A 15,774-nucleotide genomic window follows, 5' to 3' on the forward strand; every position below is an offset into this window, starting at 1 on the left:
GTGGTCAGCGGGGCCGACGGCCGTCGAGACCGGTGAAGCCGTAGGCCCGCGCCAACTGCCCGCTCGACAGCGACTGCCCGTTCCAGCACGCCACCCCCGGGTCCCGCGCCAGTGCGGTCACGGCCCGCCCGACGAACGCGGGTGACTCGGAGATGGCGAAGTGGGGCGAGTGGGCGACGGCGTCACACCAGTTCGCCTCGGTGACCCCGTGGGCCTGGAGCATGGCCTCGGACCGAAGCCAGCCGGGAGTGAGCGGCATGGCGGTCGCCCCCGTGCGGCCCCAGCTCGTGCCCTGGCGCGAACGCCATCCGGTTCACCGCGGCCTTCACCAGGTCGTGGAAGAACGACACCCGGTAACGGGTGGCGTTGTACTCGTCCGTGCCGTCGGTCACCTCGACGACCAGAGGCTGCCCGGTGTCGCGATGAAGAGGGGCAGCGCGAAGTGGCTGGTGATCGCTCGGGTGTCGACGGCCAGGCGCAGCGTGTGCGGTCCGGTGTCCAGGGAGGATTCCCGGACCGTCTCCCCCACTCGATCTCCGCGCCCCAGATGTCGTTCACGAGGACGTGCAGAGCGCCCTGCTTGGTGCGGATGCGCGCCATCAGTGCGCTGACCTGCGAAGGTATGAGGTGGTCCACCTGGACGGGATGCCGTGGCCGCTCGCCTCGTGGACGAGCGCGGCGGTCTCCTCGATGGTCTCCGGCCGGTCCGTCTCCGGCGGCTCCGACCGCTCAGAGCCGCTCGTGCGCCCCGTGGCGTACACGGTGGCACCGGCCGTTCCCAGCTGTGCGGCGTTGCCCCGACCGGCGCCGCGTGTGCCCCCGGCGACGAGGGCGGCCTTGCCCGACAGGCCGCGCGGATCGTGCGCACCACTCGGACCACTCGGAGGTGTCGTCGGCGGTGTCGTCACCCTGGCGACAGAAATATGCATGATGTTTGTCACTCGCCATTGACGTGGTGATCGGCAACTGTTATAGGGCGGTACTCTCGGCCGCATCGGCCCGGCATGGTGCGCTTGACATCGAAATCGAACATCCATTCTCATGGAATTCCGGCCGGGTTTTCCCGGGCCCGGCCGCGGAGTTGTCCACAGGCCGGGAGGACGTCGATGCCCATTGTCAGTGGCAGGGGTTAGCGTCTGTGACGTGAAGCGATCGACTCAAGTAAATCGGGTGGAACCCATGGCAGGAACCGACCGCGAGAAGGCGTTGGACGCCGCACTCGCACAGATTGAACGGCAATTCGGCAAGGGCGCGGTGATGCGCCTCGGTGAGCGGCCGAACGAGCCGATCGAGGTGATCCCCACCGGATCGACCGCGCTGGACGTGGCGCTCGGCGTCGGCGGTCTGCCGCGCGGCCGTGTGGTGGAGGTGTACGGGCCGGAGTCCTCCGGTAAGACGACGCTGACGCTGCACGCTGTGGCGAACGCGCAGAAGCTCGGCGGATCGGTGGCGTTCATCGACGCGGAGCACGCCCTCGACCCCGAGTACGCGAAGAAGCTCGGCGTCGACATCGACAACCTCATCCTGTCGCAGCCGGACAACGGTGAACAGGCGCTGGAAATTGTGGACATGCTGGTCCGCTCCGGTGCGCTGGACCTGATCGTCATCGACTCCGTCGCGGCGCTCGTGCCCCGTGCGGAGATCGAGGGCGAGATGGGTGACTCGCACGTGGGTCTGCAGGCCCGTCTGATGAGCCAGGCGCTCCGTAAGATCACCAGCGCGCTCAACCAGTCCAAGACCACCGCGATCTTCATCAACCAGCTGCGCGAGAAGATCGGTGTGATGTTCGGTTCGCCGGAGACCACCACCGGTGGCCGGGCGCTGAAGTTCTACGCCTCGGTGCGTCTGGACATCCGGCGTATCGAGACGCTGAAGGACGGGACCGACGCCGTCGGAAACCGTACCCGCGTCAAGGTCGTCAAGAACAAGGTCGCGCCGCCGTTCAAGCAGGCGGAGTTCGACATCCTCTACGGCCAGGGCATCAGCCGCGAGGGCGGCCTGATCGACATGGGTGTGGACCACGGCTTCGTCCGCAAGGCCGGCGCCTGGTACACCTACGAGGGCGACCAGCTCGGCCAGGGCAAGGAGAACGCCCGCAACTTCCTCAAGGACAACCCCGATCTCGCCAATGAGATCGAGAAGAAGATCCTGGAGAAGCTCGGCATCGGTGTCCGTCCGGCGGACCCGGCGACGGAGGCGCCCGCCGTCACCACCGCCGATGCCACGGCGGCGGCGGCCGACGGGGCCGCGAAGTCGGTGCCCGCTCCCGCGGCCAAGGCCAAGCCCGCCAAGACCGCGGCGGCCAAGAGCTAGGCCGTGACGCGTCGCACGGAGTGGTCGGGCACCGGCATGGGAGCGGGTCCCGGCCCTGAATTCGCCGCAGAGTCCACCGAAGGCTCTCCGGGACCCGGCCGGGGGGCCGGGTTCGGCGAGGGGGCGGGCCGGCGTTCCCGCTCCCGCTCCAGAAGCAGCGGTTCCCCCTCCTCGTCGAGGGCCGAGAAGGGGGAACCGCGAGACCCGGTCGAGCAGGCGCGCGACATCTGTCTGAGGCTGCTCACCGGAACCCCGCGGACCCGTAAGCAACTCGCCGACGCCTTGCGCAAGCGGGAGATCCCCGACGAGGCGGCGGAGGAAGTGCTGTCGCGCTTCGTGGACGTCGGGCTGATCGACGACGCGGCGTTCGCGGACGCCTGGGTCGAGTCCCGGCACCACGGCAGAGGGCTGGCCCGTCGTGCTCTCGCACGCGAGCTGCGCACCAAGGGGGTGGACTCCGCCGTCATCGACGAGGCGGTGGGGCAGCTCGATCCGGAGCAGGAGGAGGAGACGGCCAGGGAACTGGTGGCGCGCAAACTCCGCTCCACGCGCGGACTGGACCGCGACAAGCGCCTGCGCCGACTGGCGGGCATGCTCGCGCGCAAGGGGTACGGGGAGGGCATGGCCTTGCGCGTGGTGCGCCAGGCACTCGAAGCGGAGGGCGAGGACACGGAAGGGCTGGACGAGCCGTTCTGAATGGGGGCGGGCCACGGGGGACGACGGGGATCACGGGGGACCGGGGGGACCGCGGGGGCGGGACCACGTGCGACGGGGCGAGGGGGAACAGGGAAGGCGCCGCACGGGGGCGGTGCGACGGGGCGGTGCAGCGGTGGCGGAGGGGGCCACCGCTGCCGGTCCGCCCGGAGTCCGGTCCCGGGACGGCGGCCCTGGCCCGGGGCGAACGTTCTTTCCGGGCCGGCCGCCGTCCGGGGCGGGGAGTGCGCGCAAGTCCTTGCCAGGGGCGAGTCGTTCGTCGGAGCAGGCAGGCTCCCGGGCGTGGACGAGCTGTTCGTTCACGACGCGCACCACTCGGCCGAGGGGACGAGTCGATCGTCGAGGGTCGGTGTCCGGCCCGGGGGTGACTCGTTCGTCGAGGAGCGGGCAGGGGCCGGGCTCTTCAGTGCCCGGCCAGGGACGCCCGGCGGATCGTCGCGTCGAGCAGAGACAGGGCGTCCGAGGCGGTGCGGCCGGGGTGCCGGTTCCAGGGGCCGATCAGACCGTTCCAGCCCTGTGAGCGCAGTTCGGTGATCAGCCAGGCGCCTGCCCGGTCCACGGTGTCGAGGGAGCCGTAGCCGAGCCTGTGCGCGGTCAGCATGGCCCCGCACAGGCACCGCGCGCCGCGGGCGTTGCGCAGCCGGTACGGGGTGTTCTGCCAGCCCCACTCGGTCAGTACCTGCCGTGCGTAGCCGAGGTGGACGGAGGGGCGCACATCGGGCTGCCCGATGCGGCGCCAGGTGTGGAGGCGCTCGGGCAGTACCGCGCCCAGTCTCCCGGGAAGCCGTCGTTCCCCCGGAGGCCGGGCAGGCAGCGCCCGCAGCGATTCGTCGATCAGGCGGTCCACGGGCACGGACAGCAGGGCCCGCCAGTCGGACGGAGCCAGGGGCAGGGGCTGGGGCTGGGGCACCGCCCCACCCGTGGCGGGTACCGGCAGGACCGGCTCGGGCGTGGTGCGCTCCCAGCCCGTGACGATCCGCTGCCACACATCCGTGTCATGGAGCCGGGAGGCCTGGGCATCGAGCTGATCAGGGTCGAGCTGATCAGAGCTGTACCGATCGGAGCTGTACCGATCAGGGTTGCACCGGTCCTGGCTGAGACGAACGTCGGTTTCCATCAGCGCGACATCTCCGTACATTCCGATCCTCAGTGATGAGGCGAATGTCCGTCGCGCGAGGGGATCGCTCCACCGGGGAGCAGCGTTCGGGTGTGTCAGAGGGTCATTCGGCCCTGCCCGGAGTCGGGAGAGCGACCGGGAGCCCCGCAGCGCGCCAGGCCTGGAAGCCGCCGACCAGGTCCGTGGCCCTGCGCAGTCCCAGCTGTCGCAGGGACGCGACCGCGAGGCTCGACGCGTACCCCTCGTTGCAGATCACCACGACCGGCAGATCATGGCTCACCGCCTCCGGAGCGCGGTGGCTGCCCAGCGGGTCGAGCCGCCACTCCAGCTCGTTGCGCTCGATGACCAGCGCCCCGGGGATGAGGCCGTCCTTCTCGCGCAGGGCCGCGTATCGGATGTCCACCAGCAGCGCCCCCTCGGCCGACGCGGCAGCGGCCTCCGCCGGGCCGATCCGTTCGTAGCCGGCCCGGGTCCGCTCCAGCAGTTCGTCGATCCCGACCCGCTCCGCACGGTCCTGCTGTGTGCCGCTCACTGCCAGTCCTCCGGGCGCTCGGTCTGCTCCAGGCGGAGCACCGCACCCGCGCGGCTGTACCGGCGGATCTGCGGAAGGGGCGGGTAGTAGGCGTGCACGGACACGGCGTGCTCGTCCCCGGACTCGTTCAGCACCTCGTGCACATGGTGCTGTCCGAAGGCCCTGCCCCGCCCCGTGGTCAGCTCCCGGGTCCGGTCGATGCCCTTGTTCAGTTCGAGGGTCTTCCAGCCGTCGGTGGGCAGGCGGGCGGCCAGCGAGTGCTCCCTGAGAGCGCCTGCGGCGACGGTGAACGCGCCGATCGACTCGGCGTGGTCGTGCCAGCCGGTACCCGTGCCGGGCGGCCAGCCGATCAGCCAGGCCTCACTGCCGCCGGGGCCGTCGAGCCGGAGCCAGGTGCGGCCCTCGGGATCGAGCGGGAGCGCGGCGACGAGTGCGGGATCGTCAGCGGTGCGGCGGACGAAGTCGAGGAGTTCCGCGGCGGTCGGGCCGGAGACGTCGGCAACGGGCGCGGGCGTGGGCAGGGAAGGGATGGGTGCAGACACGGAGACCGTCCTGGGAGTTCGCGTGGGAGCACGGTCGTGCGGGGGGAAACAGCACGGCGCGGCAGAGGCGGCGAGTCAGCAGGACGGGCGACACACGCAGCCCGCATAGCGGACGAGGTCCATATGGACCCTCCGCCACAGGCGCACATCGGTGTCGGTCATGATCTGGAGTACACCATGTGCGCCTGCGACGGTCAATTGACGTCCGCGGTCCGGTCGGAGCCCGTGGGAGTGCGTTCCTCGTCCGAGTGCGCCGTGGTGACAGGACCCCCGCGCGCCGCGTCCGCCGCAGCGAAGAGCTCCGCCGCGCGGACCCCGCTGAAGGCCGCCACGAGGTGTCCGTCCGGCCTGACCAGCAGCACGGTGTGCGCCGTCGCCCCCGGATAGCTCTCGGTCACCAGGAGCTCGGCCTTCACGGGCAGGGCGTCCACGGCCTCCACCAGCCGGGGCATGACCCCCGCGGTCAGCCAGTGCCGCCGGTCCCACACCCCGGTGCCCGGCGCGACCAGGATCACCAGCAGATGCCCCAGCCCCAGGCGTTCGCGCAGCCGCACCGTCTTCCCGTCCGGTGCCGTCACCCGCACATCGGTGACCGGCGCACCGGGGGGCGTACCCACCGCGGTGTGTGCGCCGGCGTGTGGGGGCGAAAGGGGGGAGTACGTGTACGAGGGGGGCGCACCAAGGGGGCCGCACCCCAGGTGACCATCGGCCAGCAAGGTGTCGTGCCCGCGCGCGCTGCCCGGTACCAGCGTCCGCAGACCCGCGCCGCCCCGCAGTATCGGCAGCGACTGGTCGGCGGCGCGCAGCCGGGAGGCGACCGCGGCCCTGCGCTCCGCCTGGTAGCTGTCGAGCAGCACCTCGGAGGCGTCCTGGTGCCAGGCCTGGGCGAGCTTCCAGGCAAGGTTCTCGGCGTCCCGCAGTCCCTCGTCCAGTCCCTGGGTGCCGAGCGCCCCCAGCAGGTGGGCGGCGTCCCCGGCCAGGAAGGCCCGCTTCGACCGCCACCGCCGGGCCAGCCGGTGGTGCAGCGTGTAGACGCCGGTGTCCAGCAGTTCGTAGGCCGGGGTCTCCCCGCACCAGCCCGCCAGCGTGTCGCGGATCCGGGTGATCAGGGCGTCGGGGGTGACGAGCTCGCCGCGCGGCGGAAGGAGCCAGTCCAGCCGCCACACACCGTCCGGGAGCGGCCGGGCCGTGACTTCGGCACCTCCGGTACGCCAGGGCGGTGCCCGGTGCAGCACGGCCTCGCCGGGCCACGGGAGTTCGGCTCGGAGGGCGGCGACGGCGTGCCGCTCCACCGCCGTCCGACCGGGGAACCTGATGTCCAGAAGCTTGCGCACGGTGGACCTGGCGCCGTCGCAGCCGACCAGATAGCTCCCGCGCCACCAGGTCGAACCGGGTTCCCTGGTGTGCACGGTGACACCGTCCGGGTCCTGCTCCAGCGTGTCGATCCGGCTGAACGGCACCATGCGTACCAGGCCCTGCGCGGCGACTGCGGCCCGCAGCCCCTGGGTGAGGGCGTGCTGCGGCAGGTGGACGGGCGCGGGCAGCGGAACCGCGCCCTCCTCCTCGCCGAGGGGGACGGCGCGCACCAGTTGCTTGCGCCGCACGGACCGCCAGCCGGTCCAGCGCAGCCCCTCGTCGTGGAGCGCCGAACAGCCGAGGCGTTCGACCAGGTCCGCGGTGTCCTCGCGCAGTACGACGGTGCGGGCGGGGCGCGGTTCTTCCCTGCCTGGCCCTTCGTCGAGGACGACGGTGGGGACGCCCTGAGCCGCGAGGGCGAGCGACAGCGCCAGCCCGACCGGGCCGGCGCCGACGACGATCACCGGGTCCACGGTGCGAAACCTCCAACGCCGGCAGTCGGAACAGGGAGGGAGGAGGGGGTGGCGGCGGCGGAGGTTCGGGGCGCGATCACAGAACGTATGCAACCTACTGCCGGTGCTTGCGTCAAGTGACGCCGGAACGTGGCGGGGGGCGCGGCAACTGCGCCGGCGCCCCCCGTGGGTTCAACTGTCGACGGGTCGTCAGACCGCGCGCCCGTCCTCGATCACGAGCGACGCCTTGCCGATGGGCTCGACGCCCCCGCCAGGTCCTGTACCGACCGTGGCGCCCGTGCTCTTCTTCCCTCGCCGCAGCCTGGCTTCGAGCCAGCTGGCGAACGAGGTGAGAGCGAAGTTCACCGCGATGAAGATCAGCGCGATGATGGTGAAGCACGCGATGGTGTTCGCCCCGTAGTTCGCGCTCATCGGACGGACCGACGCGAGCAGCTCGGGGAAGGTGAGCACCGCACCGCCGAGAGCGGTGTCCTTGACGATGACCACGATCTGGCTGACGATCGCGGGCAGCATGGCGGTGACCGACTGCGGCAGCAGTACGTACCGCATGGTCTGGCCCTTGCGCATGCCGATCGCCTTCGCGGCGTCGGTCTGCCCGTGCGGGAGGGACAGGATCCCGGCCCGGACGATCTCGGCGAGGACCGAGGCGTTGTACAGCACGAGACCCGTGACGACGGCGTACAGCGGGCGCACGTCGCTGGCGATGTCGGTGAACTCCGAGAACGCGGCGTTCGCCGTGATCATCAGGATGAGCACGGGGATGGCGCGGAAGAACTCCACGACGATGCCGGACGGCATCCGCATCCAACGGTGGTCCGAGAGCCGGCCGATACCGAACAGCGCTCCGAGCGGCAGCGCGATCAACAGGGCGAAGAACGCGGCCTTGAGCGTGTTCTGGAGACCCGGCCAGATGTAGGTCTCCCACGGCTGGGAACTCGTGAAGAACGGCTCCCACTTGACCCAGTCGAGCTGGTGCTTCTCGTTGAGGGCGCCGTAGACCCACCAGACCGCCGCGACAAGAGCCACAACGAAGACGGCCGTGTACAGGACGTTGCGCCGCTTGGCGCGGGGCCCCTGTGCGTCGAACAGTACGGACGTCGTCATCGCTTCACCGCCACCTTCTTGCTCACCCAGCCGAGGAGGAGCCCGGTCGGGAGGGTGAGGCAGATGAATCCGAACGCGAAGACGGCGGAGATCAGAATCAGTTGTGCCTCTGCTTCGATCATGTCCTTCATCAGGTACGCCGCCTCGACGACACCGATCGCCGCGGCGACGGTGGTGTTCTTGGTCAGCGCGATCAGCACGTTGGCCAGCGGGTTCACGACCGAGCGGAAGGCCTGCGGGAGGATGATCAGCCGCAGCACCTGGGTGAAGCTCAGCCCGAGTGCCCGTGCCGCCTCGGCCTGGCCCGCCGGCACCGTGTTGATGCCCGAGCGCAGCGCCTCGCAGACGAAGGCGGCCGTGTAGAGGGCGAGCGCGAGTACCGCGAGCCGGAAGTTGATGGTCTCGAAGTTGTCGCCGCCGCCGAGGGTGACCTGCAAGGTCTGGAAGAGGCCCAGCGACGCGAAGACGATGATGACGGTCAGCGGGATGTTGCGGACAACGTTCACATAAGCGGTGCCGAAGCCGCGCATCAGGGGGACCGGGCCGACCCGCATACCGGCCAGCAGCGTTCCCCATATGAGGGAACCGAGGGCGGAGTAGACGGTGAGTTTCACCGTCACCCAGAAGGCCCCCAGTAGGTCGTAACCTTCAAGAAAGTCGAACACGATCTCCCGTGCTTCCAGGTGTGGGGAGGGTTCGGTGCGCCGCCTCGACGGCGGCGCACCTCATGTCGGCCCGGTTTCGGACCGCCCTGTGACGGGAGCCCTACTTGACGACGTTGCCGATGGCCGGCGCGGGCTCGTTCTTGTAGCTGGCGGGACCGAAGTTGGCCTCGACCGCCTTGTCCCACGCACCGTCCGAGACCATCTTGGTGAGCGCGGCGTCGATCTTCTTCTTGAGGTCGGCGTCGCCCTTCTTCAGGCCGATGCCGTAGTTCTCGTTGGTCATCTTGAAGCCGGCCAGCTTGAACTTGCCCTTGTGGGCCTCCTGCGCGGCGTATCCGGCGAGGATGGAGTCGTCCGTGGTCAGCGCGTCGATGGCCTTGTTCTCCAGGCCGGTGAGGCACTCGGAGTAGCCGCCGTAGTTCTGCAGCTGGGCCTTGGGCGCCAGCTTCTCCTTGACGTTCTTCGCGGAGGTCGAACCGGTGACGGAACAGAGCTTCTTGTCGTTGAGGTCCTCGGGCGACTTGATGGAGTCGTCGTCGGCCCGGACGAGGACGTCCTGGTGCGCGAGGAGGTACGGGCCCGCGAAGTCGACCTTCTGCAGACGCTCGTCGTTGATGGAGTACGTCGCCGCGATGAACTTCACGTCGCCGCGCTCGATGGCGGTCTCGCGGTCGGCGCTCTTCGTCTCGACGAAGCTGATGTTCTTGGCGTCGAAGCCGAGCTCCTTGGCGATGTACGTGGCGACATCGACGTCGAAGCCGGCGAACTTGCCGTCGGGCGTCTTCAGGCCCAGACCGGGCTGGTCGATCTTGATGCCGATGGTGATCTTCTCGCCGCCGCCGGAGCCCGCGGCGTCGTCCTTGTCTTCGGAGCCGCAGGCGGTGGCGGTGAGGGCGAGCGCGAGCACGGCGGCCGAGGCGGCGGTGACCTTACGAAGCTGCATGGTGGAATTCCCTGTGGTTGACGCGATGTTGGTGATCAGCTGGTCCGGAGAGCAGCCGTGCGGGATCAGTGGTGAAGGATCTTCGACAGGAAGTCCTTGGCCCGGTCACTGCGCGGGTTGCTGAAGAACTGGTCGGGCACCGCCTCTTCGACGATCTTCCCGTCGGCCATGAAGACGACCCGGTTGGCCGCCGACCTGGCGAAGCCCATCTCGTGGGTGACGACGACCATGGTCATCCCGTCCCGGGCGAGCTGCTGCATGACCTCCAGCACCTCGTTGATCATTTCCGGGTCGAGCGCCGACGTCGGCTCGTCGAACAGCATGACCTTGGGGTCCATCGCCAACGCGCGTGCGATGGCGACGCGTTGCTGCTGACCGCCGGAGAGCTGCGACGGGTACTTGTCGGCCTGTGTGGCCACGCCCACCCGGTCGAGCAGTGAACGCGCCTTCTCCTCTGCGGCAGCCTTGTCCATCTTGCGGACCTTGAGCTGGCCCAGCATCACGTTCTCGAGCACCGTCTTGTGCGCGAAGAGATTGAACGACTGGAAGACCATGCCGACGTCTGCACGCAGCCTGGCCAGCTCCTTACCCTCCTGGGGCAGTGGCTTGCCGTCGATCGTGATCGCGCCCGAGTCGATCGTCTCCAAGCGGTTGATCGTGCGGCACAGCGTGGACTTCCCGGACCCTGAGGGTCCGATGACGACGACTACCTCGCCACGGGCGATGGTCAGGTCGATGTCCTGGAGCACATGCAGCGCGCCGAAGTGCTTGTTGACGTTGCTCAGTACGACAAGGTCGTCTCCCGCAGGTGCGGCATCCTCGGCGGCCTTGGTCACTGAAACTCCGCTCATCGGCTTTTTGCTCCGTCCTCCTCGGTTAGGGGAAGACCCTAGTGACGCAGTGCGATCAGCGTCATTACATCTGAGCGGAAATTGAGCATAACGATCCGGCCGCAACCGGACACTCCGCGTGAACGGGACGCCTCGATGCGCACGGAGGCGTACCGGGTGGGTAACGGAAACCCGCTGGTAACGGGGAGGGTCTTGACTGGCGTACCGGTCATCGGCGTGGATGCCCTGGTACGGACGAAGTGAATCGCCGGCGTACGCGAGGGCTCGCCCGGCGGAACGGCCGTCGGCCATCACGCATAGTTTTCACCGGGCCCGGAAACGTCGGACGGAGAGGGGGGCCATGAGACTGCTGCTCGTCGAGGACGACAACCATGTCGCGGCGGCCCTGTCCGCCGTGCTCGCACGCCACGGGTTCCAGGTGGTGCACGCCCGCAGCGGCGAGGAGGCCCTGCAGGCGCTGCTGCCCGCGGAGAAGGAACCCTTCGGGGTCGTGCTCCTCGACCTCGGCCTGCCCGACCAGGACGGCTACGAGGTCTGCGGGAAGATCCGCAAGCGCTCCGCGATCCCCGTGATCATGGTGACGGCACGCGCGGACGTCCGCTCGCGGATCCACGGCCTCAACCTCGGCGCGGACGACTACGTCGTCAAGCCGTACGACACCGGCGAGCTCCTCGCCCGGATCCATGCCGTCGCCCGGCGCAGGACGGCCGGCGAGGACACCGGACCGACCCCGCTGGCGGCCCTGCGGCTCGGACCGGTCGACATCGAGCTGCCGACCCGCCGGGTCAGCGTCGACGGCCAGGAGGTCCAGCTCACCCGCAAGGAGTTCGACCTGCTCGCGCTGCTCGCGCAGCGTCCCGGCGTGGTCTTCCGCCGGGAGCAGATCATCAGCGAGGTGTGGCGGACCAGCTGGGAGGGAACGGGCCGCACCCTCGAGGTGCACGTGGCGTCGCTGCGTTCCAAGCTGCGGCTCCCCGCACTGATCGAGACCGTGCGAGGCGTCGGTTACCGGCTCGTCGCGCCGTCCGCCTAGGACGTCCGTTCCCCGTGCGCACCCGTCTGCTCCCCCTGCTCATCATCCTGATGGCCGCCGTCCTGCTCGCCCTCGGATTTCCGCTGGCCGTGCGGGTGGCCGCCGCCGAACAGCAGCGCGTCGTCATCGACCGGATCGACGACACGGCACGCTTCGCCGCGCTCGCCCAGTTCGTCAGCGAACCCGTCGACGGCAGCGACGAACGGCAGCGGATCCTGCAGACCGAACTCGAGGCGTACAACTCGGTGTACGGGATCAGGGCAGGGGTCTTCTACCGCGACGACAGACCCCTCGCCAAGGCTCCCGCCTCCTGGCTCCTGCCGTCCGAGGGCGAAGGGCGCGAGGCGTTCAAGGAAGCCCTGCTCGGCCGCCGTTCCCACGACCCGCCCCAGGTCTGGCCCGGTCAGGACGGCCGGCTCGTCGTCGCCTCACCGGTCGTGCGGGACGGAGACGTGGTCGCCGTCGTGGTGACCGACTCGCCGACCGACGGCATGCGTTCCCGGACGCTGCGCGGCTGGCTGCTCATCGCGCTCGGCGAGGGCGCGGCCATGCTGGTGGCGGTCGGCGCCGCGTTCCGCCTCACCGGATGGGTGCTCCTGCCCGTACGGATCCTGGACGCGGCCACCCACGACATCGCCAGCGGCCGGATGCGGTCCCGGGTCGCCGCCTCCGGAGGACCGCCGGAACTCAGACGGCTGGCCCGGTCGTTCAACGAGATGGCCGACAACGTCGAGGACGTGCTGGAGCAGCAGCGCGCCTTCGTCGCCGACGCCTCGCACCAGCTGCGCAACCCACTGGCCGCGCTGCTCCTGCGGATCGAGCTCCTCGCCCTCGAACTCCCCGAGGGCAACGAGGAGATCGCCTCGGTGCGCACCGAGGGCAAGCGCCTCGCCCAGGTCCTGGACGACCTGCTCGACCTCGCGCTGGCCGAGCACGCGGAGGCGGACCTCCGGCTCACGGACATCGGAGCGCTCACGGCCGAGCGGGTCGCCTCGTGGCGCCCGCTCGCCGAGGAGAAGGGCGTACGGCTGACCCTGGACGGCGCCGCCGCGATGACCGGCTGGGCCGACCCGATCGCCCTCTCCAGCGCGCTGGACGCCGTCATCGACAACGCGCTGAAGTTCACCCCGGAGGGCCAGGAGGTCCGGGTCACCGCCGGATCCGACGGCTCGGGCGCGACGGTCGTCGTCACCGACCAGGGGCCCGGGCTCACCGAACATGAGCTGGAGCGCATCGGTGACCGCTTCTGGCGCAGCAACCGCCACCAGAACATCAAGGGATCCGGTCTCGGGCTCTCCATCTCGCGCGCGCTGCTCACCACGGGCGGCGGCTCGATCGGCTACGGCAGGAACGAGCCGCACGGTCTGCGGGTGACGGTCACGGTGCCGCGGAACCCGCCCCACGTGTGAGCGCGGTGCCGCGCGACCCCCCACGCGTGAGCGCGACGGTCAGGGCTTGGCGGAACGGTAGTAGCGCTGGGCGCCCTCGTGCAGCGGCAGCGGATCGGTGTAGATCGCCGTCCGCAGGTCGACCAGCTGCGCCGCGTGCACCTCACGCCCGATCCGGTCCCGGCTGTCGATGACGGTCCGGGTGAACGCCTCCGTCATCAGCGGATCCGTACGGTCCGTCGTGATCAGCAGATTGGCGACCGCGACCGTCGGCACGGGCTGTCCCTGGTGCGCGTGGTCGTACGCGTCGGCCGGCATCGCCGCCGAGCGGTAGTGGCGGGTGGACCCGCCGACCGCCTGGAGTTCGCTGATCAGCTCGTCCTCCAGCGGGACCAGCCGGATGGCGAACTTGTCCGCGAGGTCCTCCACCGCACCGGTCGGCAGCCCGCCGGACCAGAAGAAGGCGTCCAGCCGGCCGTCGGCCAGCCTCGCGGGCATCGTGTCGATGCCCGCCTCGACCGGGGTGATGTCCTCGGCCGGATCGATGCCCGCCGCCCTCATCAGCCGGTCGGCGACGAGGAGCACCCCCGACCCCTGCTGCCCCACGCCGACCCGCTTGCCCCGCAGATCGGCGACCGTCCGGATCCCGGAGTCCCGGGGCACGACGAGCTGGACGTAGTCGTCGTAGAGCCGGACGCAGCCGCGCAGCCGCTCGGCGCCGGGCTTCCCGCTCTGCAGGTAGGTGGCCACCGCGTCGGCTGTGGCGACGGTGAAGTCCGCCTCGCCCGTCGCCACCCGCTCGATGTTCTGCTGGGAGCCCACGCTGCTCTTCAGCCGTATCGACACCTTGGGCATGTCCTTGGCCAGCGCGCTCTCGAGCCGCTCCCCGTAGCGCTGGTAGACCCCGCTGCGTACGCCGGTGGAGAAGGTGAGGGAACCGCTGGGCTCCGGCTCCCCGAGGGGGGACACCCACCACAGCAGCAGCCCGAGAACGACCGCGGCGGCGGCGCCCCCCTGAAGGGTGCGTCGGCGGCCGAATCGGGACAGTGCGTGCAGCATGGCGCGATCCTGCCAGGCCGTGCCCCGTCCTGGCCAGGCCCGATTCCCCGGCAGGGGCCCAGAAGGCTCCGGCGGCGGGAGAAGTGCCATCACCGCCTACCCTTGTCCCATGACCAGCGGCAACCGGAGCGAAGCAGTGGACGTCCAGAAGAGCTACGAGGTACGCACTTACGGGTGCCAGATGAACGTCCACGACTCCGAACGCTTGTCGGGGCTTCTTGAGGACGCCGGTTACGTACCGGCCCCGGCGGGATCCGACGGGGACGCCGACGTCGTCGTCTTCAACACCTGTGCGGTGCGGGAGAACGCCGACAACAAGCTGTACGGCAACCTCGGCCGTCTCGCCCCGATGAAGACCAGGCGCCCCGGGATGCAGATCGCCGTCGGCGGCTGCCTGGCGCAGAAGGACCGCGACACCATCGTCGAGCGGGCACCCTGGGTGGACGTCGTCTTCGGCACGCACAACATCGGCAAGCTGCCGGTCCTCCTGGAGCGCGCCCGCGTCCAGGAGGAGGCGCAGGTGGAGATCGCCGAGTCCCTGGAGGCGTTCCCCTCCACGCTGCCCACCCGGCGCGAGTCCGCGTACGCGGCCTGGGTGTCGATCTCCGTGGGCTGCAACAACACCTGCACGTTCTGTATCGTCCCGGCGCTGCGCGGCAAGGAGAAGGACCGCCGCACCGGCGACATCCTGGCCGAGATCGAGGCGCTCGTCGGCGAGGGCGTCAGCGAGATCACGCTGCTCGGCCAGAACGTGAACGCCTACGGCTCCGACATCGGCGACCGTGAGGCCTTCTCCAAGCTGCTGCGCGCCTGCGGCGCCGTCGAGGGTCTGGAGCGCGTCCGCTTCACCTCGCCCCACCCGCGTGACTTCACCGACGACGTGATCGCCGCGATGGCCGAGACGCCGAACGTCATGCCGCAGCTCCACATGCCGATGCAGTCGGGCTCGGACACCGTCCTGAAGGCCATGCGCCGCTCGTACCGCCAGGAGCGCTTCCTGGGGATCATCGAGAAGGTGCGCGCCGCGATGCCGGACGCCGCGATCTCCACCGACATCATCGTGGGCTTCCCGGGCGAGACCGAGGAGGACTTCGAACAGACTTTGCACGCGGTGCGTGAGGCCCGTTTCGCCAACGCCTTCACCTTCCAGTACTCCAAGCGCCCCGGGACGCCCGCCGCGGACATGGACGGGCAGATCCCCAAGGAGGTCGTCCAGGAGCGCTACATGCGCCTGTCCGCCCTCCAGGAGGAGATCTCCTGGGAGGAGAACAAGAAGCAGGTCGGCCGCGTCCTGGAGGTCATGGTCGCGGAGGGCGAGGGCCGCAAGGACGGGGCCACCCAGCGCCTCTCCGGGCGCGCCCCGGACAACCGCCTGGTGCACTTCACCAAGCCCGACCAGGAGGTGCGCCCCGGGGACGTCGTGACCGTGGAGATCACCTACGCCGCCCCGCACCACCTGCTCGCCGAGGGCGCGCCGCTGGGCGTCCGGCTCACCCGGTCGGGTGAGGCCTGGGAGAAGCGCAACCGGGCGGCCGCCCCGAAGCCCGCCGGAGTCATGCTGGGACTGCCCGGTGTCGGAGCTCCCGCCCCGCTGCCCGCCGCGGCGGCCCCCGGGTGCGGCCTCGGCTGAAGGCCGGGACCCCGGGTGCGGTCACGGCCGGACGCAGGTAGCCGGTTCCGGCGC

At 70.2% G+C, this 15,774-nt stretch carries 15 protein-coding genes and 1 pseudogene; 5 read left to right on the top strand and 11 right to left on the bottom strand.

Going from position 1 to position 15,774, the window contains the following annotated elements; translation table 11 throughout:
• Positions 1-4: 4 nt before the first annotated feature.
• Positions 5-929 (bottom strand): annotated as a pseudogene (locus OG524_RS27155) (SDR family oxidoreductase).
• A gap of 250 nt (positions 930-1,179) precedes the next feature.
• On the opposite strand from OG524_RS27155, the gene recA reads away from it, so the two are divergent.
• Both recA and recX read left to right on the top strand, forming a co-directional pair.
• Positions 1,180-2,313 (top strand): recombinase RecA, encoded by a 1,134-nt coding sequence (gene recA / locus OG524_RS27160; RefSeq protein ID WP_405388249.1) that lies wholly within the window; start codon positions 1,180-1,182, stop codon positions 2,311-2,313.
• A gap of 3 nt (positions 2,314-2,316) precedes the next feature.
• Positions 2,317-3,009 (top strand): recombination regulator RecX, encoded by a 693-nt coding sequence (recX, locus tag OG524_RS27165; RefSeq protein ID WP_405811817.1) that lies wholly within the window; start codon positions 2,317-2,319, stop codon positions 3,007-3,009.
• Positions 3,010-3,430: 421 nt separating this feature from the next.
• On the opposite strand, the gene OG524_RS27170 is transcribed toward recX, so the two are convergent.
• The 9 genes from OG524_RS27170 to OG524_RS27210 all read right to left on the bottom strand — a co-directional run bounded on the left by OG524_RS27170 (position 3,431) and on the right by OG524_RS27210 (position 10,610).
• On the bottom strand, positions 3,431-4,144 hold the full coding sequence (locus tag OG524_RS27170) for a hypothetical protein (RefSeq protein ID WP_405388247.1): 714 nt from the start codon (positions 4,142-4,144) through the stop codon (positions 3,431-3,433).
• Positions 4,145-4,247: 103 nt separating this feature from the next.
• Positions 4,248-4,676, bottom strand: a complete 429-nt coding sequence (locus tag OG524_RS27175; RefSeq protein WP_405388246.1) for a rhodanese-like domain-containing protein — start codon at positions 4,674-4,676, stop codon at positions 4,248-4,250.
• A complete protein-coding gene (locus tag OG524_RS27180) occupies positions 4,673-5,218 on the bottom strand; it encodes a cysteine dioxygenase (protein WP_405811818.1) in 546 nt (181 codons plus the stop codon). The genes OG524_RS27175 and OG524_RS27180 overlap by 4 nt, the downstream gene beginning before the upstream one ends.
• Positions 5,219-5,293: 75 nt before the next feature.
• Positions 5,294-5,380, bottom strand: a complete 87-nt coding sequence (locus OG524_RS27185) for a putative leader peptide (protein WP_311605579.1) — start codon at positions 5,378-5,380, stop codon at positions 5,294-5,296.
• 32 nt (positions 5,381-5,412) lie between these two features.
• Complete coding sequence (locus OG524_RS27190) at positions 5,413-7,047, bottom strand: FAD-dependent monooxygenase (RefSeq protein ID WP_405388244.1); 1,635 nt, start codon at positions 7,045-7,047, stop codon at positions 5,413-5,415.
• Between the two features lie 189 nt (positions 7,048-7,236).
• Positions 7,237-8,151, bottom strand: coding sequence for an amino acid ABC transporter permease (locus tag OG524_RS27195; protein ID WP_405388243.1), 915 nt, complete (start codon positions 8,149-8,151; stop codon positions 7,237-7,239).
• A complete protein-coding gene (locus OG524_RS27200; RefSeq protein ID WP_405388242.1) occupies positions 8,148-8,816 on the bottom strand; it encodes an amino acid ABC transporter permease in 669 nt (222 codons plus the stop codon). The genes OG524_RS27195 and OG524_RS27200 overlap by 4 nt, the downstream gene beginning before the upstream one ends.
• Before the next feature lie 100 nt (positions 8,817-8,916).
• Positions 8,917-9,759 (bottom strand): glutamate ABC transporter substrate-binding protein, encoded by an 843-nt coding sequence (locus tag OG524_RS27205; RefSeq protein WP_405388240.1) that lies wholly within the window; start codon positions 9,757-9,759, stop codon positions 8,917-8,919.
• A gap of 65 nt (positions 9,760-9,824) precedes the next feature.
• Positions 9,825-10,610 carry an amino acid ABC transporter ATP-binding protein gene (locus OG524_RS27210; RefSeq protein WP_405811819.1) on the bottom strand — a complete coding sequence of 262 codons (786 nt, stop codon included), beginning with the start codon at positions 10,608-10,610 and terminating at the stop codon, positions 9,825-9,827.
• A 340-nt stretch (positions 10,611-10,950) separates the two neighbouring features.
• Here OG524_RS27210 and OG524_RS27215 point away from each other — a divergent pair, with 340 nt between their 5' ends.
• Positions 10,951-11,643 (top strand): response regulator transcription factor, encoded by a 693-nt coding sequence (locus tag OG524_RS27215; RefSeq protein ID WP_384501432.1) that lies wholly within the window; start codon positions 10,951-10,953, stop codon positions 11,641-11,643.
• Positions 11,644-11,657: 14 nt separating this feature from the next.
• On the top strand, positions 11,658-13,052 hold the full coding sequence (locus tag OG524_RS27220) for a sensor histidine kinase (RefSeq protein ID WP_405388237.1): 1,395 nt from the start codon (positions 11,658-11,660) through the stop codon (positions 13,050-13,052).
• A gap of 39 nt (positions 13,053-13,091) precedes the next feature.
• On the opposite strand, the gene OG524_RS27225 is transcribed toward OG524_RS27220, so the two are convergent.
• Positions 13,092-14,090: a TAXI family TRAP transporter solute-binding subunit gene (locus OG524_RS27225; RefSeq protein ID WP_405388236.1), complete on the bottom strand. Its 999-nt coding sequence runs from the start codon at positions 14,088-14,090 to the stop codon at positions 13,092-13,094.
• A 109-nt stretch (positions 14,091-14,199) separates the two neighbouring features.
• Between OG524_RS27225 and miaB the strand changes: the two genes are divergently transcribed.
• Positions 14,200-15,720: a tRNA (N6-isopentenyl adenosine(37)-C2)-methylthiotransferase MiaB gene (gene miaB / locus OG524_RS27230; RefSeq protein ID WP_405388235.1), complete on the top strand. Its 1,521-nt coding sequence runs from the start codon at positions 14,200-14,202 to the stop codon at positions 15,718-15,720.
• Positions 15,721-15,774 lie beyond the last annotated feature (54 nt).

The organism is Streptomyces sp. NBC_01520 (genome assembly GCF_045040375.1).
Taxonomy (GTDB): Bacteria; Actinomycetota; Actinomycetes; order Streptomycetales; family Streptomycetaceae; genus Streptomyces.

Bases quoted from the DNA above. Each gene is read 5' to 3' on its own strand.
- OG524_RS27205 (WP_405388240.1), bottom strand. From the start codon at position 9,759: ATGCAGCTTCGTAAGGTCACCGCCGCCTCGGCCGCCGTGCTCGCGCTC.
- recA (WP_405388249.1), top strand. From the start codon at position 1,180: ATGGCAGGAACCGACCGCGAGAAGGCGTTGGACGCCGCACTCGCACAG.
- OG524_RS27210 (WP_405811819.1), bottom strand. From the start codon at position 10,610: ATGAGCGGAGTTTCAGTGACCAAGGCCGCCGAGGATGCCGCACCTGCG.
- OG524_RS27215 (WP_384501432.1), top strand. From the start codon at position 10,951: ATGAGACTGCTGCTCGTCGAGGACGACAACCATGTCGCGGCGGCCCTG.
- miaB (WP_405388235.1), top strand. From the start codon at position 14,200: ATGACCAGCGGCAACCGGAGCGAAGCAGTGGACGTCCAGAAGAGCTAC.
- OG524_RS27195 (WP_405388243.1), bottom strand. From the start codon at position 8,151: ATGACGACGTCCGTACTGTTCGACGCACAGGGGCCCCGCGCCAAGCGG.
- OG524_RS27185 (WP_311605579.1), bottom strand. From the start codon at position 5,380: ATGACCGACACCGATGTGCGCCTGTGGCGGAGGGTCCATATGGACCTC.
- OG524_RS27225 (WP_405388236.1), bottom strand. From the start codon at position 14,090: ATGCTGCACGCACTGTCCCGATTCGGCCGCCGACGCACCCTTCAGGGG.
- OG524_RS27170 (WP_405388247.1), bottom strand. From the start codon at position 4,144: ATGGAAACCGACGTTCGTCTCAGCCAGGACCGGTGCAACCCTGATCGG.